Raw genomic sequence first — 20,713 nt, 5'->3', positions numbered from 1 at the left:
TGGGCGGATATGCCTCTCTTCTCCCTGCGCCCTGCGGCAACCCTCTGGCCTCCCGTGTTACTGGGAAGTCAGTTCGTTTTTAATATTGGCTTTTACGCGGTCGTTCCTTTCCTCGCCCTCTTCCTGCGCGACGACATGCTGCTCTCGGGGGGACTTATCGGCCTGATCCTCGGGCTGCGCACCTTCTCTCAGCAGGGCATGTTTATCATCGGCGGGACGCTGGCCGACCGCTATGGCGCTAAGGCCATCATCCTCGCCGGCTGCGTCGTTCGCGTCGCCGGTTATCTGCTGCTGGCGTGCGCTACGTCGCTGTGGCCCATTATCCTCGGCGCCTGCCTGACCGGCGTCGGCGGCGCTCTGTTTTCCCCGTCGATCGAGGCCCTGCTGGCGCGGACCGGTACCCACAGCCAGGCCAACGGGAAACGCAGCCGCGCCGAGTGGTTTGCGCTGTTTGCGGTGTGCGGTGAGCTGGGGGCGGTTATCGGCCCGGTGGCCGGAGGCCTGCTGAGCGGGATCGGCTTTCGGCATATCGCCCTCGCCGGCGCGGGAATCTTTCTCCTGGCGCTGCTGGTGCTCTTTTTCTGTCTGCCCGCCGACGGGCACACGACAACAACGCGCAGACGAGTCCCATGGTGGATGCCTTTGCGCCAGCCGCGCTTTGTCGCGTTTATTCTCGCCTACAGCTCCTGGCTGTTGAGCTACAACCAGCTGTACCTCGCCCTGCCGGTGGAGATCCAACGTTCCGGCGGTCGTGAGCAGGATCTGGCGCCGCTCTTTATGCTGGCCTCGCTGTTGATTATCACCCTGCAGCTCCCTCTCGCCCGCTTCGCCCGACGAATTGGCGCCGTGCGCATCCTGCCGGTGGGCTTTCTGCTGCTGTCGGCTTCTTTTGTCAGCGTGGCGTTATTTGCCGCCACCCCGCCCGCCGAAGGCTGGCTGCGATTAGTGCCGTCGGCCTGCTTTGTCACGCTGCTCACCCTCGGCCAGATGTTGCTGGTGCCCTCAGCCAAGGATCTGATCCCCCTGTTCGCTGAGGAGTCGACGCTGGGCGCCCACTACGGGGCGCTCGCCACCGCGGGGGGGTGCGCGGTGTTAGCCGGAAATTTACTGCTCGGTCATTTGCTTGACCAGGCGCTCACCCCCTCGCCGCAGGCGGTTTATCCCTGGCTCCTGCTGGCGCTGTTTCCGCTGTGCAGTGCCGTCGCCCTGCGGGCGATCTGCCGCCCGCTGGCGGCAACATGACGCTGAGCGGGCAACAGCCCGCTCAGGAGGTGAACCGGCGATGAGTGACACCGCCAGAGGAAGATAACGGGAATGCGCCCCGCCTTACTTTGCCGCCAGCTCGCGGCGAACGATCTCGGCGCCGGCGCTCAGGGCATGCAGTTTGCCGGTCGCGACATGGCGCGGCAGCGGCGCCATACCGCAGTTGGTGGACGGGTAGAGTTTGTCGGCATCGACGAACGCCAGCGCCTTGCGCAGGGTTTCAGCCACCTCTTCCGGGGTTTCGATAGCATGACTGGCGACATCGATCGCCCCGACCATCACCTTTTTACCGCGGATCAGTTCCAGCAGATCCATCGGCACCCGCGAGTTGTGGCACTCGAGAGAGATAATATCGAGGGAGGATTTCTGCAGCTGCGGGAAGGCCTCCTCATACTGTCGCCACTCAGAACCCAGCGTTTTTTTCCAGTCGGTATTCGCCTTGATGCCGTAGCCGTAGCAGATATGCACCGCCGTCTCGCACTTCAGCCCTTCGGTCGCTCTTTCTAAGGCGGCGATCCCCCAGTCGTTGACTTCATCAAAGAAGACGTTGAAGGCCGGCTCATCGAACTGAATAATATCGACCCCGGCGGCCTCTAACTCTTTCGCTTCCTGATTAAGGATTTTGGCGAACTCCCAGGCCAGCTTTTCCCGGCTTTTATAGTGGTTGTCATACAGCGTGTCGATCATGGTCATTGGGCCTGGCAGCGCCCATTTGATCGGCTGACTGGTGAGCTGACGCAGATAACGCGCGTCCTCCACGAAGACCGGTTTCTGGCGCTCCACGGCGCCCACCACGGTTGGAACACTGGCCTCATAGCGGTTACGAATTTTCACGATCTCGCGTTTGGCAAAATCAACGCCGCTGAGGTGCTCAATAAAGGTGGTGACAAAGTGCTGCCGCGTTTGCTCGCCGTCGCTGACAATATCGATCCCGGCACGCAGCTGGTCGTCGAGAGACAAACGCAGGGCATCGCGCTTGCCGGCCAGTAATTCCTCGCTGGACAGTTTCCAGGGCGACCACAGGGTCTCTGGCTGCGCCAGCCAGGACGGTTTCGGTAAACTGCCAGCGGTCGATGTCGGAAGCCATGTTTTCATAATAAGTAGCCTTTTATTTTGGTTTAGCAAAGCGCGAAGTTAGCAGACCATTGCTCAAGCAACGTCTTGTGCGGGTTGATAAAATGTTGTTGTGTAAATTTACCCTGCTCTATCGCCAACAGGCTGCGCTCTTCCCGGTCATAAACAATTTTTGTTAATGAATGATCCAGGTGGTTGAGATTGGGTTGATAGTATTGCCCCGCCGCGGAATTGGCATTGTAGATCTCCGGGCGGTATATTTTCTGGAACGTCTCCATCGTGCTGATGGTCGCGATCAGCTCCAGGCTGGTGTAATCGCTGAGCAGATCGCCGGTAAAATAAAAGGCTAACGGCGCGACACTGTGCTTCGGCATAAAATAGCGCACCTGCAGGCCCATTTTGCTGAAATAGCGCTCCGTCAGCGACACGCCATCCTGAGCATATTCAATGCCGAGGACCGGATGTTCATTACCGGTACGCCGGTAAACATCTTTGCTGGAGACGCTCAGGCAAATCACCGGCGCCTTGCTGAAGCTGGCCTTATAGGCGCTGGATTGCACGAAATCCTTAAAGATATTGCCATGCAGCTCGCCAAAGTTATCGGGCACGCTAAAGCTACCCCGGTTTTTATTATGTTCCAGCAGCAGCACGCTAAAATCATAATCCCGCACATAGGAGGAGAAGTTATTACCGGCGATACCGGCATGGCGCTCTCCGCTCTTTTTATCGACAATATGCGTTTGCAGGATCTCTATCACCGGGAAGCTGGCGCCATTCTGAGCAATATTCATCTCGACAGAAATAATATCCAGTTCCACCGCATAGCGATCGTTATGAGGATTATCCCAGTGCGCCAGGGTATTAAACCGGTTATTCATCATGATTAACGTATTGCGCAGATTTTCCTGACGGTTCTCCCCTCTGGCTAAATTGGCAAAGTTGGTGGTAATACGCGTATTTTCCGCGGGGTTATAGTTTTCATCAAAACGACTGCGCTTAATCGTATAGGTAAATTCGTTAGTCATGGCGATTGTCCATTCTGGTGTTGGGTATGAAGCTGAATGAGCAGATTGCCATTCCACAAGCAACGCGGGGTCAGGCCTGGCGCGCTTCAACCGATAAATGTTGTTGATTCGTTAATGAGTCTATTTTTGCCAGAGTCGGCGGTGGAGGGAAAGCGACTTAAATTCATTGCAACATGAGCCATCCTCATGTTGCTCCGCTGAGCGCTGGTTGCAAGGTGTGGAACCGGTCGTGGTCATGGCGCTATGGTCAGGCGCGGGCAACTCAGGCAACGTCTGGCGAATAATCATTTGTCCAGTGAATATATGCCAGGGTACAATCTTTAACCACTATAATACGTGCTTTGACGTCGCCGCCGTGCCGTACCCGTTTGCTGGAGCTTTTGTCGTAAAGAATGATTGTTGATATCAGTATTATGTCGATGTGCATGGCCGTGCTGCTGATTATGAGCGTACTGCTGAACTAAAATGCTTCCCCAATGACACAAGCTCTCATCTGACCTTCACATTCGCGAAGAAAAAAGGAGATTCAGAGGATTCGCGTCGCATGGGATTGTCCCGCCTGCCGCCGCCCTCTACTCTTTTGGTACTTGCTAATCGAGGAATACCAGATGAAAAAAGCTATGACTGCCCTGTTCGCCATCGCCGCGGTTGCCGCCGCCAGCGCCTTTGCGGCCGATAAAACCGACGTCCCGGCGCCCGCCGTTGATAACGGGGCCCGCCCCCCGCTGGAGATGGGCCGTGGCCCCCTGCCGCCGTTCCCGCCGCAGCTTCCGCCGCACAGACCGGTGCTGTTTTCGGCCACGGTAGCGACCGATACGCCGGCAGAAACCATTAACAAACTGACCGCGCTGATCCCGGCCAGCCCGGCGAAGCACTACGAAGTTCACGTTGAGGTGGTGCCCGTTACCGGGGATGCCGACGGGCAATAGCCCTTGCGCGGGTCGCCTGACCTGGGCACTGCAATAAAAAAAGCTGCCGCTTATCGCGGCAGCTTTGTTAACGAGAATGAAACAGAATGGCAGAGAATTAACTGCGCACTTTCCGGTAGATAAACAGCACGACCAGCGCGCCGATTACCGCAACCACAAAGCTGCCGAAATTAAACCCGTCGACCTTGCCAAAACCAAACAGGGTACTGATCCAGCCGCCGACCACGGCGCCGATGATCCCCAGAATAACGGTGACAATAAACCCGCCGCCGTCTTTCCCCGGCATAATCCACTTGGCTAAAATACCGGCAATAAGTCCAAAAATGATCCAGGAAAGAATACCCATGGTTAACCGTCCTCTTGTTACCTTTAAGCATTTAGTATTGAAAAGAGTAGCATATATAACGCGAGTGGATCGGCAATAATATATTTATTAGATAATTCCTTGCCGCTGCAGGGTGGTCCGTGCGACAAAATCTCTGGTCCTGACAAACCCGTTACCGTTTATTACCCTGAAAAAAGGGAGGCTATTCGCCTCCCGGTCACGGCTTATATTACTGCGGTGGTTAGCCGCGATGAACAGCATAATCGCGACTGTTCGTCGAAGATTTCGATTTGCCAGACCTGATGACGAGTGCCGACATGCAGCGCTTTACAGACCCCCCGCACCCGGCCCCGCGCGCCGAACGAATGTGGTTGGCGTTAACCTCCAGCCCCACCACCTTCTGTTCGCCTTCGCTGCACAGATAACCCGCTACCGACCCCAGGGTCTCCGCCAGCACCACCGAGGCCCCGCCGTGCAGCAGGCCAAACGGCTGCTGCGTACGGCTATCCACCGGCATCGTGGCCTCCAGCGTATCGTCGGTAAAGGTCTCAAAGCGAATATCGAGCAGCCCTACCATGTTTCCCTCACCGAGCCGGTTGAGCTGCTCCAGCGTGGCCTGACGTTTCCAAATCATCCTATTATCTCCAGTAACGCCTGCAGCGGATGGCGAACGCCGCTGCCTTCAATGCGCTTCACCTGACTGCGGCAGGAGTAGCCCGTCACCAGACAGCGGTTACGCGGCAGCCGCTGCATCGCCTGCTGCCAGGAGAGCGCGTAAATGGCCAGCGAGTTGGCATGGTTTTTCACTTCATGGCCATAGGTCCCTGCCATCCCGCAACACCCAACGCTGACGTTTTCCAGTTTCGCGCCAAAGTGGGCAAAAATCTCTGCCCACTGTTTTGTCGCCGCCGGTAGCGCAGTCACTTCCGTACAGTGACCGAACAGGTACCAGGGCTCGCCTCCCTGTTCGGGACGGGCGGCGGTCGTCAACGCCTTCGGCAACCACTCATGGACTAACAGCACCTGGAAATCGCCGCGCTTATCGCCAAGGGTTTGCTTATACTCATCGCGGTAGCAGAGCACCAGCGCCGGATCGACGCCGACCAGCGGCATGCCAAGCTGCGCCACGCGATTGAGGAAGTCAGCCGTCTTCTGCGCGGTGCGCGCAAAGCGGGTGAGGAATCCTTTAATATGCTGCGCCTTACCGTTCGGCGAGAATGGCAGCAGCACCGGCTGATAGCCTAGCGCTTCGACGAGGCGAATAAAGTCGGCCACCACCTGGGCGTCGTAATAGCTGGTGAAGGGATCCTGTACCACCAGCACCATCTTCGCTTTCTGCTCAGCGCTCAGCGCTTCGAGCTGCTCCAGCGTCATGTTGGCAGAGCGGTGGCCGGCCATCTGCTGCTTCAGCGACGGCGCCGAAAGCAGCGGCAGATCAACCATCCCGATGTGCTTCTCCGACAGCTTTTTCAGCCACGGCTGGTTAATAAAAAAGTTAAAGGTCTTCGGCGCCTGCGCCATCAGCGGCGCATAGGATTCGACCGAGGCCACCAGATGGTCGCGTACCGGGCGCAGGTAGCGGCTGTGATACAGCTGCAGGAAGCGCGAACGGAACTCGGGCACATCGATTTTGATCGGGCACTGGGTCGAACAGGCTTTGCAGGCCAGACAGCCGGACATCGCCTCTTTGACCTCGTGCGAGAAGTCATATTCCCCTTTACGCGCATGCCAGCTGTTCCGCGTGCGCGCCACCAGCGAACGCAGGCTGACGCCCTGCTCCGGCAGCGCCTTCTCCAGCTGGTTGGGATCGACGCCGCGGTCGGCCAGCAGGCGCAGCCATTCACGCACCAGCGTCGCGCGCCCTTTCGGCGAGTGGATGCGCTGGTTGCTGACTTTCATCGACGGACACATCGGACTCTTGACGTCAAAGTTGAAGCACAACCCGTTGCCATTACACTCCATCGCCCCGCGCCAGCTGCTGCGCACCGCGATGGGGATCTGCCGATCCCAGGTGCCGCGCTTCACCGCATCGACTTTCATCATCGGCGCGTCGACCCCTTCCGGAGGACAGATTTTCCCTGGGTTCAGGCGGTTATCGGGATCGAAGACCGCTTTGATCTTCCTGAGTTCGCCGTACAGCGCCTCGCCAAAGAAGGCCGGGCTGTACTCCGCGCGGAAGCCTTTGCCGTGTTCGCCCCACAGCAGGCCGCCATACTTCGCCGTCAGCGCCACCACGTCATCGGAGATCTGCTTCATCAGCACCTCCTGCTGCGGATCGCACATATCCAGCGCCGGGCGCACGTGCAGCACCCCGGCATCAACGTGGCCAAACATGCCGTAGCTCAGGCCGTGGCTGTCGAGCAGCGCGCGGAACTCGACGATGTAATCCGCCAGATGCTCAGGCGGTACGCAAGTGTCTTCAGCGAAAGGAATAGGCTTGGCGGCGCCTTTGGCATTGCCCAACAGGCCGACGGCCTTCTTGCGCATGGCGTAGATCCGCTCTACGCCATCGAGATCGTGACAGACCTGCCAGCCGATGACGCCCGCCTCGCTGCCGGCCATCAGCTCATCCAGCCGCTGGCACAGGGTAGTGACCTGCTGGTCAATCAGCGTAGCGTCATCCCCGGCGAATTCGACGATATTGAGCCCGAGCATCTCTTTATCCGGCACGTCGGTGATCAGTTCGCTTACCGAGTGCCAGACGATATCCTCGCGCGCCAGATTCAGTACCTTGGAGTCGACAGTCTCCACCGACAGCGCTTTCGCCTGCACCATAAAGGGCGCATTACGCAACGCGGAGTCAAAGGAGTCATATTTAACGTTGACCAGACGGCGCACCTTCGGCAGGCGGGTGATATCCAGCCGCGCTTCGGTAATAAACGCCAGCGTGCCTTCCGAACCGGTTAAAATACGGGTCAGATCGAACTCGCTCATCTCATCGTTAAAGACATGGCGCAGATCGTACCCGGTGAGGAAGCGGTTAAGTTTAGGAAACTTATCAATGATCAGTTCACGCTGCGTCTTGCAGCGCTGGTAGACCGTGTTATAGATCCGGCCAATCGTCGATGGGGTGTTGCCCAGCGTCTCCGCCAGCGCTACCGGCACCGCCTGGGTGTCGAGGATATCGCCGCCCATCAGCACCGCTCGCAGACCGAGCACGTGATCCGACGTTTTACCGTACACCAGCGATCCCTGTCCGGACGCGTCGGTGTTTATCATCCCGCCCAGCGTGGCGCGGTTGCTGGTGGAAAGCTCAGGTGCAAAGAAGTAACCATAGGGTTTAAGAAACTGGTTCAGCTGATCTTTGATGACCCCGGCTTCAACGCGCACCCAGCCCTCTTCGGGGTTAATCTCAATGATGCGATTCATATAGCGGGACATATCGACAATAATCCCGCCGTTCAGCGCCTGGCCGTTGGTGCCGGTGCCGCCGCCGCGCGGCGTGAAGACCAGCGATGTAAAGCGCGGTTCGGCGGCGACGCGCGCCAGCAAGGCCACGTCCGCCGTAGAACGCGGGAAAAGGACCGCATCCGGCAGCAGCTGATAGACGCTGTTGTCGGTGGCCATCGTCAGCCTGTCGGCATAGCTGGTAGCGGTATCGCCGGTAAAACCCTGTTGCTCCAGTACCTGCAAAAAATTCAGCACCAGCTGAACTACCCCTGGTGCCTGAGAAATTTGTGGGATCATCACACTTGACCCTGCCTGACTATGTTGTGTTTGAAAATATTGTGTTGGTGCTAACTAAACGTTTGCGTAGCGCATTCAACTTTTTATCACATTTTTTTCATATGCGCCCACGTGTTTTCTGTGCAAAATCAGCCCGGCAATATTATTGATATTATTATCAGTACATGGATTTACGCGGCGCCAGCTTTTTGGCGCGACTGGAAAGGTAAAATTTCTCTATGATAAACCCCCATCAGCCTCGGGACATTCCGCAAATACTGCTGTCGGTGCTGTTCCTGGCCCTGATTATCATATCCTGCCTGTGGGTTGTGCAGCCGTTTATTCTGTCCTTCGCCTGGGCCGGTACGGTGGTGATCGCCACCTGGCCGGTGCTACTGCGTCTGCAGCGCGTGCTGTTTGGCAAACGGATGCTGGCGGTGCTGGCGATGACCCTGCTGCTGTTTTTGCTATTCGTTATTCCTATCGCTCTGCTGGTCAACAGCCTGGTGGATAACAGCGTCCCGCTGATCAAACTTATCAGCAGTGGAAATGTGACGCTGCCGGATTTCGCCTGGCTGAACAGCGTGCCGCTGGTCGGCGATAAGCTGTACTCCGCCTGGCATGGTCTGCTGGATATGGGCGGCTCGGCGATTATGGCCAAGGTTCGCCCCTATATTGGCACTACCACCAGCTGGTTTGTCGGGCAAGCGGCGCACATCGGCAAGCTGCTGGTCTACTGCGGTCTGATGCTGTTGTTCAGCACGCTGCTCTACTGGCGCGGCGAGCAGGTGGCCTACGGTTTCCGCTACTTCGCTACACGCCTCGCAGCCAAACGCGGCGATGCCGCGGTGCTGCTGGCCGGCCAGGCCGTGCGCGCCGTGGCGCTGGGCGTGGTGGTGACGGCCCTTACTCAGGCGGTGCTGGGCGGGATCGGCCTTGCCATCTCTGGCGTGCCCTACGCCGCTCTGCTGACCGTGGTGATGATCTTTACCTGTCTGGTCCAGCTCGGCCCTTTGCTGGTTCTGGTGCCGTCGATTATCTGGCTTTACTGGAGCGGGGACACCACCTGGGGCACCGTGCTGCTGGTGTGGAGCTGCGTGGTTGGCACCATGGACAACGTCATTCGTCCGGTGCTTATCCGTATGGGCGCCGACCTGCCGATGATCCTCATCCTTACCGGCGTCATTGGCGGACTGATCGCCTTCGGCATGATCGGTCTGTTTATCGGTCCAGTGCTGCTGGCCGTCTCCTGGCGTCTGTATGACGCCTGGGTACACGAAGTGCCGCCGCCGCCGAAAGACCCCGATGTCGTCCTCGAAGAGCTTAGCGAGCTGGAGGCTGGGCGCAAGTAATGCCCTGGCAGGCGGGGAGACCCGCCTGTTTCCTTGCCCGCCTATTGTTAAGCAAAATTTATTGATCGCCGGCAACGCGCTGGCCCTGAGCGCCATTCCCCTCGCTTTCCTCCCCCGGTCCTTCACAACAATTTAACTATTGAGAGGAATCTGATCGACGGCAAAGGCCCCGCTGCCTACTATTAGCTCACGGTTATAAATCAACACCTTGATTTATAAGCATGGAAATCCCCTGAGTGAAACAACGAATTGCTGTGTGTAGTCTTTGCCCATCTCCCACGATGGGCTTTTTTTTGTCCTGCGCAACGCCACAGCGGACAGCCTGCAACAGGCAAAAAAAATCCCCGGCATCGCTGCCGGGGATCGGTGCTGTCAGGGCGAACTTATTTTTTCAGTTCCGCCAGACCTAACCAGGTTTGCACCACGGTATCCGGGTTGAGGGACAGACTGTCGATCCCTTCTTCCATCAGCCAGGCGGCAAAATCTTCATGGTCAGACGGCCCCTGGCCGCAGATGCCGACGTATTTGCCCTGTTTTTTCGCTGCGCGGATCGCCATCGACAGCAGGGCTTTCACCGCGTCGTTGCGCTCATCAAACAGCTCAGAGACCACGCCGGAGTCGCGATCCAGACCGAGCGCCAGCTGGGTCATGTCGTTCGAACCGATGGAGAAGCCGTCGAAGTACTCGAGGAACTGCTCGGCCAGCAAGGCGTTCGATGGGATCTCACACATCATAATGATCTTCAGCCCGTTCTCGCCGCGCTTCAGCCCCTGACGCTCCAGCTCTTCGACCACCGCTTTCGCCTGGGCGACGGTACGCACAAACGGCACCATCACTTCAACGTTGGTCAGCCCCATGTCGTTACGCACGCGCTTCATCGCTTCACACTCCAGCGCGAAGCAGTCGCGGAAGCTTTCGGAAACGTAGCGTCCGGCGCCGCGGAAGCCGAGCATCGGGTTCTCTTCTTCCGGCTCATAGCGCTCGCCGCCCACCAGGTTGGCGTACTCATTCGATTTGAAGTCCGACAAACGCACGATGACACGTTTCGGGTAGAAGGCGGCGCCAAGGGTAGCGATCCCTTCGGTCAGACGGCCGACGTAGAACTCTCTCGGCGAATCGTAGCCTTTCATCAGCTCGCGGATTTCGTTCTGCAGGCCCGGCTCCTGGTCGTCAAACTCCAGCAGCGCGCGCGGGTGAACGCCAATCATGCGGTTGATGATAAATTCCAGCCGCGCCAGACCCACGCCTTCGTTCGGCAGGCAGGCAAAGTCAAACGCACGATCCGGGTTGCCGACGTTCATCATCACCTTCAGCGGCAGATCCGGCATCTCGCCAACGCTGGAGCTCTTGACGCTGAAGTCCAGCAGCTCGGCGTAAACGTAGCCGGTGTCGCCTTCGGCGCAGGAGACGGTCACGTTCTGGTTTTCCTGAATGCGATCGGTGGCATCGCCGCAACCGACCACCGCCGGGATCCCCAGCTCACGGGCGATAATCGCCGCGTGGCAGGTACGTCCGCCGCGGTTGGTGACGATCGCCGAGGCTTTCTTCATGATCGGTTCCCAGTCCGGGTCGGTCATGTCGGTGACCAGCACGTCGCCAGGTTCGATGCGGTTCATCTCGCTGATATCGTGGATCACCTTCACCGGGCCGGCGCCAATGCGGTGGCCGATGGCGCGCCCTTCGGCGATGATCTGCCCCTGAGCGTGGAGGGTATAACGCTCCATCACCTGGCCGCGGGAACGCACGGTTTCCGGACGCGCCTGAACGATAAACAGCTTACCGGTGTGGCCATCTTTCGCCCACTCGATATCCATCGGACGGCCGTAGTGCTTCTCGATCTGCACCGCCTGCTTCGCCAGCTCCTGCACCTCCTCGTTGGTTAACGAGAAAACATCGCGCTGCGCCTGCGGCACATCTTCGATACGCACCTGCTTGCCGTGCTCCTGAGTCGGCGCATATACCATGCGGATCTTTTTCGACCCCATGGTGCGGCGCACGATGGCCGGGCGGCCAGCGGCCAGCGTCGGCTTGTGGACGTAGAATTCATCCGGGTTCACCGCGCCCTGCACCACCATCTCGCCGAGGCCCCACGCCGAGGTGATAAACACCACCTGGTCAAAACCGGACTCGGTATCGATAGAGAACATGACGCCGGAGGAGGCCAGATCGGAGCGGACCATCCTCTGCACCCCGGCGGAAAGCGCCACGCCGCGGTGATCGTAACCCTGATGCACGCGATAGGAGATCGCGCGATCGTTAAACAGTGAGGCAAACACGTGCTTCACGGCAACGAGCACGGCGTCAAAGCCCTGCACGTTGAGGAATGTCTCTTGCTGCCCGGCGAAGGAGGCGTCCGGCATATCTTCCGCAGTAGCGGAAGAGCGCACGGCAAATGAGGCCTCGGCGTCATCGGCGGACAGCAGGTCATAAGCATCGCGAATCGCGTTTTCCAGTTCGCTCTGGAAAGGGGTGTCGATGATCCACTGACGGATCTGCGCGCCCGCTTTCGCTAATGCGGAAACGTCGTCAATGTCGGTTTCATCCAGCAGTGCATAAATGCGCTGGTTAACACCGCTTTGGTCCAGGAACTGATCAAAAGCATCAGCGGTGGTGGCAAACCCGTTAGGCACGGAAACACCCATACCGGACAGGTTTGTAATCATTTCACCAAGGGAGGCATTTTTGCCCCCAACTCTGTCTACATCATTCATGCCGAGTTGGTTATACCAAAGCACCAGCGGTGACGAGCCATTGTTGGACATCGAGACAATCCTTTTGTGATTTAATACCAGTGAAAAAAAATTCACGATCGACTGCAGGATTATCCTGACATATTTATGGGGCTGAAAAAAACGGTGAATCGTTCAAGCAAATTATTTTTTCATTTTTCGGACTGTTCCCGCGATATAGCTAACTTGATGATTTTTAGGAATTATGACGAAAAACGCTGGAAATAACGGCAAAAAGAAGAAAATGAACCACCCTTTTCATAAAAAACAAAAATAGCGTTTCAATTTTAACAAGAGACAAATCAAACAGGGATATGCTTAAATTTAATATCCGTATTCAGGCAATTAAACTCATTATACCGGATGGTCAAAATGGAAAGTGCTGTAGATCGCCACGTATTTTATATTTCTGACGGTACCGCCATTACGGCAGAAGTGCTGGGGCATGCCGTGATGTCGCAATTCCCGGTTGCCATCAGCAGCGTGACTCTGCCGTTTGTCGAAAACATCAGCCGCGCGCGGGCGGTAAAGGAGCAGATCGACGCCATCTACCAGCAAACGGGTATTCGCCCGCTGGTGTTCTATTCCATCGTCATCCCGGAAATCCGCGACATTATTCTGCAAAGTGAAGGTTTTTGTCAGGACATCGTGCAGGCGCTGGTGGCCCCGCTGCAGCAGGAGCTCAACCTCGACCCGACGCCAGTGGCCCACCGTACTCACGGCCTGAACCCCGGGAACCTGATCAAATACGATGCGCGTATCGCCGCCATCGATTACACCCTCGCCCACGACGATGGCATCTCCCTGCGTAACCTCGATCAGGCCCAGGTGATCCTCCTCGGTGTGTCGCGCTGCGGCAAGACGCCCACCAGTCTGTACCTCGCCATGCAGTACGGCATTCGCGCCGCCAACTATCCGTTTATCGCCGACGATATGGACAATCTGGTGCTGCCGGCGTCGCTGAAGCCCCTGCAACATAAGATGTTCGGCCTGACCATCAACCCCGAACGGCTGGCGGCCATCCGCGAAGAGCGTCGGGAAAACAGCCGCTACGCCTCTCTGCGTCAGTGTCGGATGGAGGTGACCGAAGTGGAGGCCCTGTATCGCAAAAATAAAATCCCGTGCCTGAACAGTACCAATTATTCTGTTGAGGAAATTGCGACAAAAATCATGGACATCATGGGGCTGAATCGCAGAATGTACTAACACACTAGTACATTATTAAAAATTTGTTTATGCTATCACCCGTGGCCTATACAGGATCATGCCCTGCTCTTGCAATAAGCAGGGATTGGTTTATCGTGATGCGCATCACTTCCCGGCATTTTCGCCGCGGAAGAAACAGATTTTTGAGACCCCAATGAATAAAACAGACGAATTGCGTACCGCGCGCATTGAAAGCCTGGTAACGCCCGCGGAACTGGCCCAGCGCCATCCCGTCACGGCCGACGTGGCCGCCCACGTTTCGGCCTCCCGCCGCCGAATTGAAAAAATCCTCAACGGGGAAGACCGCCGCCTGCTGGTGATTATCGGCCCCTGCTCCATTCACGATACCGACGCGGCGCTGGAGTATGCCCGCCGCCTGCAGGGCATGCGCGAGCGCTACCAGCCGCAGCTGGAGATCGTGATGCGCACCTACTTTGAAAAACCGCGTACCGTGGTGGGCTGGAAAGGCTTAATCTCCGATCCGGACCTCAACGGCAGCTACCGGGTCAACCACGGAATCGAGCTGGCGCGGCGCCTGCTGCTGCAGGTAAATGAGCTGGGGGTACCGACGGCCACCGAGTTTCTCGATATGGTGACCGGTCAGTTTATCGCCGATCTCATCAGCTGGGGTGCCATCGGGGCGCGCACCACAGAAAGCCAGATCCACCGTGAGATGGCCTCAGCGCTCTCCTGCCCGGTCGGGTTTAAAAACGGCACCGATGGCAATACGCGCATTGCGGTGGACGCCATCCGCGCCTCCCGCGCCAGCCATATGTTCCTCTCTCCGGACAAGCAGGGGCAGATGACGATTTACCAGACCAGCGGCAACCCGTACGGGCATATCATTATGCGCGGCGGCAAACAGCCAAACTATCATGCCGAGGATATCGCTGCCGCCGGCGAGGCGCTGCGTGAATTCGATCTGCCGGAACAGCTGGTCGTTGATTTCAGCCATGGCAACTGCCAGAAGCAGCACCGCCGTCAGCTGGAGGTGTGCGCCGATATCTGTCAGCAAATTCGCGCGGGCTCCACCGCCATCGCCGGGATTATGGCAGAGAGCTTCCTGCAGGAAGGCACCCAGAAAGTGGTCCCCGGCCAGCCGCTGACCTGGGGCCAGTCGATCACCGACCCCTGCCTGAGCTGGGATGACAGCGAAAGGTTATTGAGCGAGCTGGCCGCCGCCACCGCTACCCGTCTGTAACCGCTCCGCCCGTCGCGCCTGCGGCGGGCAATTTCCTTCGGTGACTCCCCTACCAAATCCGGTAACACGATAAATAACGCTTGCCGTCAAAAACAACATTATTGATAATGATTATCATTGTTGCTTTGATTTTTATTTTGAGAGCTATGACGCGTATGGATAACACTGCCACAGCTGAAAAACCAAAAGACAATGCCCCCTATCCCGTGGCGACGGACAGGCAGATTAGCAGTCGGGTGCTGTTAGGTAGCGAAGGACGGGTAGTCATCGAACATGGCGGCCAGCGCTATCTGCTGCGCCAGACCAACGCCGGGAAGTTAATTCTGACCAAGTAAGCGCCCCGCTGAGCGCGGGGCGAGGCGAGTTAGCTCGAGCAGCTGACTTCCAGACGTTTCCCCCAGTCCGGTGGGCGGCGGACGTAGTCGTCCTCGCGATCGGTAAAGGGGTCTGCCAGCGCGGCATGCAGGCGCTCCAGCTCGCCCATATCGCCCGCCTCGGCCTGCTCTATCGCCCGCTGCGCCAGCCAGTTGCGTAACACCAGCGCCGGATTTACGCCCTGCATCCGCTGCTGGCGCTGCGCGTCATCCACCTGTTCATCACGCAGGCGCGCACGATACCCGGCAAACCAGATGTCGAAAGCCGCCCGATCGATAAACTCGTCGCGCAGCGGCGAGGCGGCGCTGAGCTGTTCGCTGTGGCTCAGCAGGCGGAACGTTCGGGTATAGTCGCTCTTCTCACGGATCATCAGGGCAAACAGCCCGTCCAGCAGGTCGTTATCCCCTTTCTGCTGGCTGAACAGGCCGAGTTTATCGCGCATCCGCTGGCCATAAGCGGTCAGCAAGGCGTGCTGATACTCATCCAGCGCCGCGTTTAACGCTTCAGCGCTGATAAACGGCGACAGCGATTGGGCGAGACGCTGCAGATTCCACAGCCCCACCGCCGGCTGGTTTTCAAAACTGTAGCGCCCCTGATAATCGGAGTGGTTGCAGATGAAGTCCGGTTGAAAATCGTCAAGGAAGCCATACGGGCCGTAGTCGATGGTCAGACCGAGAATCGACATGTTGTCGGTATTCATCACCCCATGGGCAAAGCCCACGGTTTGCCAGCTGGCGATGGTCTGCGCGGTGCGCGTGACAACGTCACGGAACCATAACAGATACTTGTCTGCCTCATCCTGCAGCTGCGGCCAGTGGTGGCGAATAACATAGTCGGCCAATTGCTGGACCTTCTGCGGCTCACGGCGATAGTAAAAATGTTCGAAATGGCCGAAGCGGACATGACTCTCGGCCACCCGCATCAGCATCGCGCCAGGCTCCACGCGCTCGCGGTAGATCGGGGTATCGCTGGTCACCATCGCCAGGGCGCGCGTCGTCGGGATCCCCAGGGCGTGCATCGCCTCCGACGCCAGACTTTCCCGGATCGTCGAGCGCAGTACAGCGCGCCCGTCCCCCATCCGCGAATAGGGGGTCAGGCCGGCGCCTTTCAGATGCCAGTCGTAACGGCGACCATCCGCAAGCTGCTGCTCACCGAGCAGGATCCCGCGTCCGTCGCCCAGCTGGCCGGCCCAGGCGCCAAACTGATGGCCGCTGTATACCTGCGCCAGCGGCGACATGCCCGGAAGCAGCGCTTCGCCGCCCCAGACACCGGCCCCATTTTCAGGCGCGAACAGGGCGTCGGGCACCCCCAGCTGTTGCGCCAGCGGGGCGTTACGCCAGATGAGTCGGGCGTTATCCAGCGGCGTCGGTGACAGGGAAGTGTAAAAATCCGGCAGTTCATCCCGCCAGTGGGTGGTAAAAGAAAGGGTCATGGTTCCTCCTTCCTTCAGTGTAGTGCCTCAAACAGCGGATTAACACGGGCGGAGTGCAGGGTTATCGGCATAAAAAAGGGAAGCGCTCGCTTCCCTCTTGCTTCTGAATGACGTCAGATACGCCGCGCCTGCCAGAACTTTTTGTTCCAGTAGACGTTATCCAGCGAGGAACGGGTGACGCCCTGGCTGGTGGAGGCATGGATAAACTGGTTATCGGTATCGTAGATGCCGACGTGCAAACCGCTCTCCCCTGAGCCGGTTTTGAAGAACACCAGATCGCCGGGCAGCAGATCGCGCTTATCGATGCGGGTGCCGATTTCCGCCTGCTCGCGGGTTTCACGCGGCAGCTGGAGGGCAAATTTATCGCGAAACGTGCGCACCACGAAGCCGGAGCAGTCGACGCCGCGCGGCGTCATGCCGCCGTAGCGATACGGTGCGCCACGCCAGCTACGCAACTGCTCGTTCAGATTCGCCACCACCGTGATGGAGTCAGCCAGCCGTGGATTCGGCGGCGGTGCCCGATGGCTGCTGCAGCCGGCTAAAATTAACGCCGCCGCCAACATGAACCAGAAGCGCATTTCAGATGATCCCTCTGTCCCTAGTCTCTTTATCGCAATAATTTAGCTTGTTTATCAATACAGTGACAAGATAACTGCGTGCTACTGTGACGCGATGAGCATAATATGACCGGCCACCTCCACGCGCTGGAACGGGATCGCATAGGCAGCGGTTAAATTTTCCTCATTCAGCACCTCGGCGGTCTCTCCGCAGGCGATGGCTTCCCCCTGGCAGAGCAGCCAGCTTTGTCCGGCATGGCGCAGGGTATGGTTGAGATCGTGGCTGCTCATCACCACCGCAATCCCCGCCGCGCTCAGCTCACGTAACAGCCGATCCAGCGCCGCCTGCTGGGCCACATCCAGACTGTTCATCGGCTCATCCAGCAGCAGCAGTTGACCCGCGGGATGACTCAAGGGATCGATCTGCAGGATCACTGCCGCCAGCCGCACGCGCTGCCACTCACCGCCCGAAAGCTGATTAACCTGACGGTCCAGCTTATTGTCAAGACCAAGCCTGGCCGCGATATTGCTCAGACGGCCGCTATCGCCCTGCTGCTGCATATGCAGCGTCAGGTAGTGCCACACCGGCATGGCGAACGGCGGGGTCTGGTGTTGACATAGATATCCGCGACGGCGCGCCAGCTCCGCCGCCGGCCACTCGTCAAGCCGCCGTTCGTTAAAATGAATCGTGCCGGGGCCCTCGGACAGCCCCGCCATGCGGGCCAGCAGCGTGCTCTTCCCTGCGCCGTTCGGCCCCACCAGGTGGACGATCTCCCCGGCGCGAAAGGCCGCAGAAAACGGGGCCAGACGCCCCGCCGCTTCTACATCCTGTAGCTGCATCAGAAACGCCATTATTTCGCCAGCGCTCCTTTAATCGCCGCCACCAGCTGCGGATCGTCCGGCGTCATATCCGGAGAGAAGCGCTCAATGACGTTGCCCTGGCGATCGACGAGGAATTTTTCGAAATTCCACAGAATGTCGTCCACATACAGCGGCGCCCGGCCTTTGCTGGCCATCCGCTCATAAAAACCGCTGCCTTCCGGGGCCACCGCTTTCGGCGCGGCGGCAATCAGTTTTTGATACAGCGGCGCGCGATGTTCACCGTTGACGTCAATTTTGCTGAACAGCGGGAAGGTGACGCCGTAGGTGGTGCTGCAGAAGGTCTTAATCTCTTCTTCACTGCCCGGCTCCTGGCCGAGGAACTGGTTGCAGGGGAACCCCAGCACGCTAAAGCCCTCCCCGGCAAACTGCTTTTGCAGATCCTCAAGTTGCTCATACTGCGGCGTCAGGCCGCATTTCGAGGCCACATTGACGATCAACAGCACCTTGCCGGCAAAGGATGCCAGGGTGGTTTTCTCGCCATCAATGGTCGTCACTTCGGTATTCAGAATGTCATGTTGCATAGCCTGTCCTCAATGGATAAACCGGTTTCCGGTGAAGGTGATCCCTATCTACTGTAGCGGATTCAGCGGCCGCCATTCTACTGCCAATCCCCCCGAGTTGTCGCATGATGTAACAGCGCTTCGCTGGCCGCCAGCAACATGAAATCCTCTCAATTGGGCAGTCGACCATTTCCGTGTACAGTGTCCCGGTAATGTAATATGGTTTCGTTACTTGTTAATTTAAGAGAGTTTTATTGATGAAGAAGTTGTTTAGCCTGGCGTTAATCGCCACCTCTGTCGCCCTGCTGAGCGCCTGCTCTCCGGATGAAGATAATAAAGTGAAAGTCGCTATCAATACCGGGCCGGACGAAGCCATCTGGAAAGTGGTGGAGCAGGTGGCGAAGGATAAATATCATCTCGACGTCGAAGTGGTCTCCTTCAATGATTATGTGCTGCCCAACGAAGCACTGAACAACAAAGATGTGGATGCCAACGCCTTCCAGACCCTGCCGTACCTTGAGGCGCAGTCGAAAGAGCGCGGCTATAAATTTGCGGTGGTCGGTAAAACCTTTGTCTTCCCTATCGCCGCCTATTCTCACCGGATCAAAAACATCAGCGAACTGCCCGAAGGGGCGACGGTGACCATTTCTAATGAAACCACCACCCTGGGCCGCAGCCTGCTGCTGCTCCAGGCGCAGGGGTTACTCAAGCTGAAGCCGGGCGTCGGCTATTTACCGACCACGCTGGATATCATCGACAACCCGAAACAGCTGAAAATTGTTGAAGTGGATACCCCACAGCTGACCCGTACCCTTGATGATCCGAACGTTAGCTTGTCAATCATTAACACCAACTTCTCCGCCCAGGCGGGCCTGTCGGCCGCCCGCGACGGTCTGTTTATGGAGGGGCCGGATTCTCCTTACGTGAATGCGATTGTCGCCCGCGAGGATAATAAGGACAGCAAGAAAATTCAGGAGCTGAAAGCCGCCTTCCAGACCAGCGAAGTCGCGGAAAAAGCGAAGGAAGTCTACAAAGGCGACGCGATCAAAGGCTGGTAAGCCTGAACCGGCGCCGTCCCTGCCGACGGCGCCGCGCTATCCCCGCCCCCGCGAACGCAGCAGCAACCAGATAAAGACCGGCGCGCCCAGCGTCGCCGTCACCACGCCAATCGGCAGCTCTGCGGCGGAAAGCGCCAGTCGGGCAATGATATCCGCCCCCAGCAAGGCGCTCGCCCCGGCCAGCATGCAGGCCGGGAGCAACACCCGGTGATCGCTTAAACCGCATAGCCGCAGAATGTGCGGGATCACCAGGCCGATAAAGCCAATTGCCCCCGCCAGCGCGACGCTAACGCCGACCAACCAGCCGGTCGCCACCACCAGCAGCTTGCGCCATAGCCACAGCGGCAGCCCAAGCTGACGAGCGGAGATCTCACCCAGCGCCAGTAAATTCAGGGGTTGCGACTGCAGACAAACCCAGCAAAGCACCGGCAGGAGGGCTATCATCAGCCACAGCTGCTGCCAGTCGACGCCGCCAAACCCGCCCATCATCCAGTACATCAGCTGACGCAGGTCAAAAGAGGTGGAGAAGTAGACCGCCCAGGTCATCAGGGCGCTGCAGATGATCCCCAGCGCCACCCCCGCCAGCAGCAGACGGCTGGTAGAGAGATGGCGGCGGGCAAAACGCAGCAAAATAAAGGTGATCAGCAGCGCGCCGAGGATCGCGCACAGCCCGAGCGCCCAGCCGGGCAAGACTCCTTTGCCCAGCAGGACGGCGGCAATCAGCCCGACGCCCGCCCCGTTGGAGACGCCCAGCAGACCCGGCTCCGCCAGCGGATTTTCAAACAGCGCCTGCATAATCGCCCCGGAGAGCGCCAGCGCCGCCCCCACCAGCACCACCGCCAGGGTTCGCGGCAGGCGGATCTGCCAGATGAACAACTGGCCTTTCGCGCTCAGCCATTCCCCAGGCGGGATCCATTGATCGCCCGCGCACAGGCTGATCAGTAGCGTAACCAGGAGCAACAGCGTTAATCCAAAGAGCCAACGCCGGCTGCGGCGCTGTTGAAGATGGGCGAGAGTCAGCATAGATTCCATTACGCAGTGGGAACAAGAGGCTGATTTTACGGTGGGTGTCGCGGTGAGAAAAGGAAAACCTCGCGCCCGAATGTCGACGCGGAGGAGGCCTCCCCCGCGTCTGCGGT

18 protein-coding genes, 1 other RNA gene and 1 pseudogene are annotated in these 20,713 nt (G+C 58.3%); 9 read left to right on the top strand and 11 right to left on the bottom strand.

Going from position 1 to position 20,713, the window contains the following annotated elements; translation table 11 throughout:
* Positions 1 to 9 precede the first annotated feature (9 nt).
* Positions 10 to 1,242, top strand: a complete 1,233-nt coding sequence (gene eitD / locus SP68_RS10355; protein WP_040968621.1) for an MFS transporter EitD — start codon at positions 10 to 12, stop codon at positions 1,240 to 1,242.
* 84 nt (positions 1,243 to 1,326) lie between these two features.
* Here eitD and SP68_RS10350 read toward each other — a convergent pair whose 3' ends face one another.
* Both SP68_RS10350 and SP68_RS10345 read right to left on the bottom strand, forming a co-directional pair.
* On the bottom strand, positions 1,327 to 2,358 hold the full coding sequence (locus SP68_RS10350) for a methionine synthase (protein WP_008804453.1): 1,032 nt from the start codon (positions 2,356 to 2,358) through the stop codon (positions 1,327 to 1,329).
* 23 nt (positions 2,359 to 2,381) lie between these two features.
* Entirely contained in the window at positions 2,382 to 3,362 is a 981-nt protein-coding gene (locus tag SP68_RS10345; protein ID WP_016161304.1) for a DUF1852 domain-containing protein, read from the bottom strand.
* Between the two features lie 608 nt (positions 3,363 to 3,970).
* Between SP68_RS10345 and SP68_RS10340 the strand changes: the two genes are divergently transcribed.
* Positions 3,971 to 4,291: a hypothetical protein gene (locus SP68_RS10340; RefSeq protein ID WP_008804451.1), complete on the top strand. Its 321-nt coding sequence runs from the start codon at positions 3,971 to 3,973 to the stop codon at positions 4,289 to 4,291.
* Positions 4,292 to 4,388: 97 nt separating this feature from the next.
* Here the strand turns inward: SP68_RS10340 and SP68_RS10335 are convergent, their stop codons facing one another.
* The 3 genes and pseudogenes from SP68_RS10335 to ydiJ all read right to left on the bottom strand — a co-directional run bounded on the left by SP68_RS10335 (position 4,389) and on the right by ydiJ (position 8,303).
* The gene (locus SP68_RS10335) at positions 4,389 to 4,637 is read right to left on the bottom strand and encodes a GlsB/YeaQ/YmgE family stress response membrane protein (protein ID WP_002909014.1); all 249 of its coding nucleotides are present in this window, start codon (positions 4,635 to 4,637) and stop codon (positions 4,389 to 4,391) included.
* A 203-nt stretch (positions 4,638 to 4,840) separates the two neighbouring features.
* Positions 4,841 to 5,250, bottom strand: a pseudogene (gene menI / locus SP68_RS10330) (1,4-dihydroxy-2-naphthoyl-CoA hydrolase).
* Positions 5,247 to 8,303, bottom strand: coding sequence for a D-2-hydroxyglutarate dehydrogenase YdiJ (gene ydiJ, locus SP68_RS10325; RefSeq protein ID WP_012541378.1), 3,057 nt, complete (start codon positions 8,301 to 8,303; stop codon positions 5,247 to 5,249). Before ydiJ ends, menI begins: the two are co-directional and overlap by 4 nt.
* A 218-nt stretch (positions 8,304 to 8,521) precedes the next feature.
* Here ydiJ and ydiK point away from each other — a divergent pair, with 218 nt between their 5' ends.
* Both ydiK and rprA read left to right on the top strand, forming a co-directional pair.
* Positions 8,522 to 9,634: an AI-2E family transporter YdiK gene (gene ydiK / locus SP68_RS10320; protein ID WP_040968622.1), complete on the top strand. Its 1,113-nt coding sequence runs from the start codon at positions 8,522 to 8,524 to the stop codon at positions 9,632 to 9,634.
* A 189-nt stretch (positions 9,635 to 9,823) separates the two neighbouring features.
* An RNA gene (gene rprA / locus SP68_RS10315) (antisense sRNA RprA) lies at positions 9,824 to 9,931 on the top strand.
* Between the two features lie 86 nt (positions 9,932 to 10,017).
* Here rprA and ppsA read toward each other — a convergent pair.
* On the bottom strand, positions 10,018 to 12,396 hold the full coding sequence (gene ppsA / locus SP68_RS10310; protein ID WP_012541376.1) for a phosphoenolpyruvate synthase: 2,379 nt from the start codon (positions 12,394 to 12,396) through the stop codon (positions 10,018 to 10,020).
* A gap of 75 nt (positions 12,397 to 12,471) precedes the next feature.
* Here ppsA and SP68_RS28265 point away from each other — a divergent pair, with 75 nt between their 5' ends.
* From SP68_RS28265 to hemP, 4 genes are all read left to right on the top strand, one after another.
* Positions 12,472 to 12,591 carry a hypothetical protein gene (locus tag SP68_RS28265; RefSeq protein WP_012541375.1) on the top strand — a complete coding sequence of 40 codons (120 nt, stop codon included), beginning with the start codon at positions 12,472 to 12,474 and terminating at the stop codon, positions 12,589 to 12,591.
* A gap of 144 nt (positions 12,592 to 12,735) precedes the next feature.
* Positions 12,736 to 13,569: a posphoenolpyruvate synthetase regulatory kinase/phosphorylase PpsR gene (gene ppsR, locus SP68_RS10305; protein ID WP_002909061.1), complete on the top strand. Its 834-nt coding sequence runs from the start codon at positions 12,736 to 12,738 to the stop codon at positions 13,567 to 13,569.
* A 154-nt stretch (positions 13,570 to 13,723) separates the two neighbouring features.
* Positions 13,724 to 14,770 (top strand): 3-deoxy-7-phosphoheptulonate synthase AroH, encoded by a 1,047-nt coding sequence (aroH, locus tag SP68_RS10300; RefSeq protein WP_008804446.1) that lies wholly within the window; start codon positions 13,724 to 13,726, stop codon positions 14,768 to 14,770.
* A gap of 155 nt (positions 14,771 to 14,925) precedes the next feature.
* Positions 14,926 to 15,105, top strand: coding sequence for a hemin uptake protein HemP (gene hemP / locus SP68_RS10295; RefSeq protein ID WP_012967843.1), 180 nt, complete (start codon positions 14,926 to 14,928; stop codon positions 15,103 to 15,105).
* 29 nt (positions 15,106 to 15,134) lie between these two features.
* On the opposite strand, the gene selO is transcribed toward hemP, so the two are convergent.
* The 4 genes from selO to SP68_RS10275 all read right to left on the bottom strand — a co-directional run bounded on the left by selO (position 15,135) and on the right by SP68_RS10275 (position 18,537).
* Entirely contained in the window at positions 15,135 to 16,577 is a 1,443-nt protein-coding gene (gene selO, locus SP68_RS10290) for a protein adenylyltransferase SelO (RefSeq protein WP_040968623.1), read from the bottom strand.
* A gap of 113 nt (positions 16,578 to 16,690) precedes the next feature.
* On the bottom strand, positions 16,691 to 17,155 hold the full coding sequence (locus SP68_RS10285) for an NlpC/P60 family protein (RefSeq protein ID WP_002909082.1): 465 nt from the start codon (positions 17,153 to 17,155) through the stop codon (positions 16,691 to 16,693).
* Positions 17,156 to 17,236: 81 nt separating this feature from the next.
* Positions 17,237 to 17,986 (bottom strand): vitamin B12 ABC transporter ATP-binding protein BtuD, encoded by a 750-nt coding sequence (gene btuD / locus SP68_RS10280; protein ID WP_040968624.1) that lies wholly within the window; start codon positions 17,984 to 17,986, stop codon positions 17,237 to 17,239.
* Positions 17,986 to 18,537 carry a glutathione peroxidase gene (locus SP68_RS10275; RefSeq protein WP_008804442.1) on the bottom strand — a complete coding sequence of 184 codons (552 nt, stop codon included), beginning with the start codon at positions 18,535 to 18,537 and terminating at the stop codon, positions 17,986 to 17,988. The genes btuD and SP68_RS10275 overlap by 1 nt, the downstream gene beginning before the upstream one ends.
* A 236-nt stretch (positions 18,538 to 18,773) precedes the next feature.
* Between SP68_RS10275 and SP68_RS10270 the strand changes: the two genes are divergently transcribed.
* Positions 18,774 to 19,574 carry a MetQ/NlpA family ABC transporter substrate-binding protein gene (locus SP68_RS10270; protein WP_002909085.1) on the top strand — a complete coding sequence of 267 codons (801 nt, stop codon included), beginning with the start codon at positions 18,774 to 18,776 and terminating at the stop codon, positions 19,572 to 19,574.
* 36 nt (positions 19,575 to 19,610) lie between these two features.
* Here SP68_RS10270 and btuC read toward each other — a convergent pair whose 3' ends face one another.
* On the bottom strand, positions 19,611 to 20,597 hold the full coding sequence (gene btuC, locus SP68_RS10265) for a vitamin B12 ABC transporter permease BtuC (protein ID WP_012541372.1): 987 nt from the start codon (positions 20,595 to 20,597) through the stop codon (positions 19,611 to 19,613).
* Positions 20,598 to 20,713 lie beyond the last annotated feature (116 nt).

This window comes from Klebsiella variicola (assembly GCF_000828055.2).
Classification (GTDB): Bacteria; Pseudomonadota; Gammaproteobacteria; order Enterobacterales; family Enterobacteriaceae; genus Klebsiella; species Klebsiella variicola.
Note: the sequence above shows the minus strand (reverse complement) of the source record. Positions and strands in the feature narration are given on the sequence as shown.

Coding starts and splice junctions, on each gene's coding strand:
- eitD (WP_040968621.1), top strand. CDS start 10: ATGCCTCTCTTCTCCCTGCGCCCTGCGGCAACCCTCTGGCCTCCCGTG.
- SP68_RS10350 (WP_008804453.1), bottom strand. CDS start 2,358: ATGAAAACATGGCTTCCGACATCGACCGCTGGCAGTTTACCGAAACCG.
- SP68_RS10345 (WP_016161304.1), bottom strand. CDS start 3,362: ATGACTAACGAATTTACCTATACGATTAAGCGCAGTCGTTTTGATGAA.
- SP68_RS10340 (WP_008804451.1), top strand. CDS start 3,971: ATGAAAAAAGCTATGACTGCCCTGTTCGCCATCGCCGCGGTTGCCGCC.
- SP68_RS10335 (WP_002909014.1), bottom strand. CDS start 4,637: ATGGGTATTCTTTCCTGGATCATTTTTGGACTTATTGCCGGTATTTTA.
- ydiJ (WP_012541378.1), bottom strand. CDS start 8,303: ATGATCCCACAAATTTCTCAGGCACCAGGGGTAGTTCAGCTGGTGCTG.
- ydiK (WP_040968622.1), top strand. CDS start 8,522: ATGATAAACCCCCATCAGCCTCGGGACATTCCGCAAATACTGCTGTCG.
- ppsA (WP_012541376.1), bottom strand. CDS start 12,396: ATGTCCAACAATGGCTCGTCACCGCTGGTGCTTTGGTATAACCAACTC.
- SP68_RS28265 (WP_012541375.1), top strand. CDS start 12,472: ATGGGGCTGAAAAAAACGGTGAATCGTTCAAGCAAATTATTTTTTCAT.
- ppsR (WP_002909061.1), top strand. CDS start 12,736: ATGGAAAGTGCTGTAGATCGCCACGTATTTTATATTTCTGACGGTACC.
- aroH (WP_008804446.1), top strand. CDS start 13,724: ATGAATAAAACAGACGAATTGCGTACCGCGCGCATTGAAAGCCTGGTA.
- hemP (WP_012967843.1), top strand. CDS start 14,926: ATGGATAACACTGCCACAGCTGAAAAACCAAAAGACAATGCCCCCTAT.
- selO (WP_040968623.1), bottom strand. CDS start 16,577: ATGACCCTTTCTTTTACCACCCACTGGCGGGATGAACTGCCGGATTTT.
- SP68_RS10285 (WP_002909082.1), bottom strand. CDS start 17,155: ATGCGCTTCTGGTTCATGTTGGCGGCGGCGTTAATTTTAGCCGGCTGC.
- btuD (WP_040968624.1), bottom strand. CDS start 17,986: ATGGCGTTTCTGATGCAGCTACAGGATGTAGAAGCGGCGGGGCGTCTG.
- SP68_RS10275 (WP_008804442.1), bottom strand. CDS start 18,537: ATGCAACATGACATTCTGAATACCGAAGTGACGACCATTGATGGCGAG.
- SP68_RS10270 (WP_002909085.1), top strand. CDS start 18,774: ATGAAGAAGTTGTTTAGCCTGGCGTTAATCGCCACCTCTGTCGCCCTG.
- btuC (WP_012541372.1), bottom strand. CDS start 20,597: ATGCTGACTCTCGCCCATCTTCAACAGCGCCGCAGCCGGCGTTGGCTC.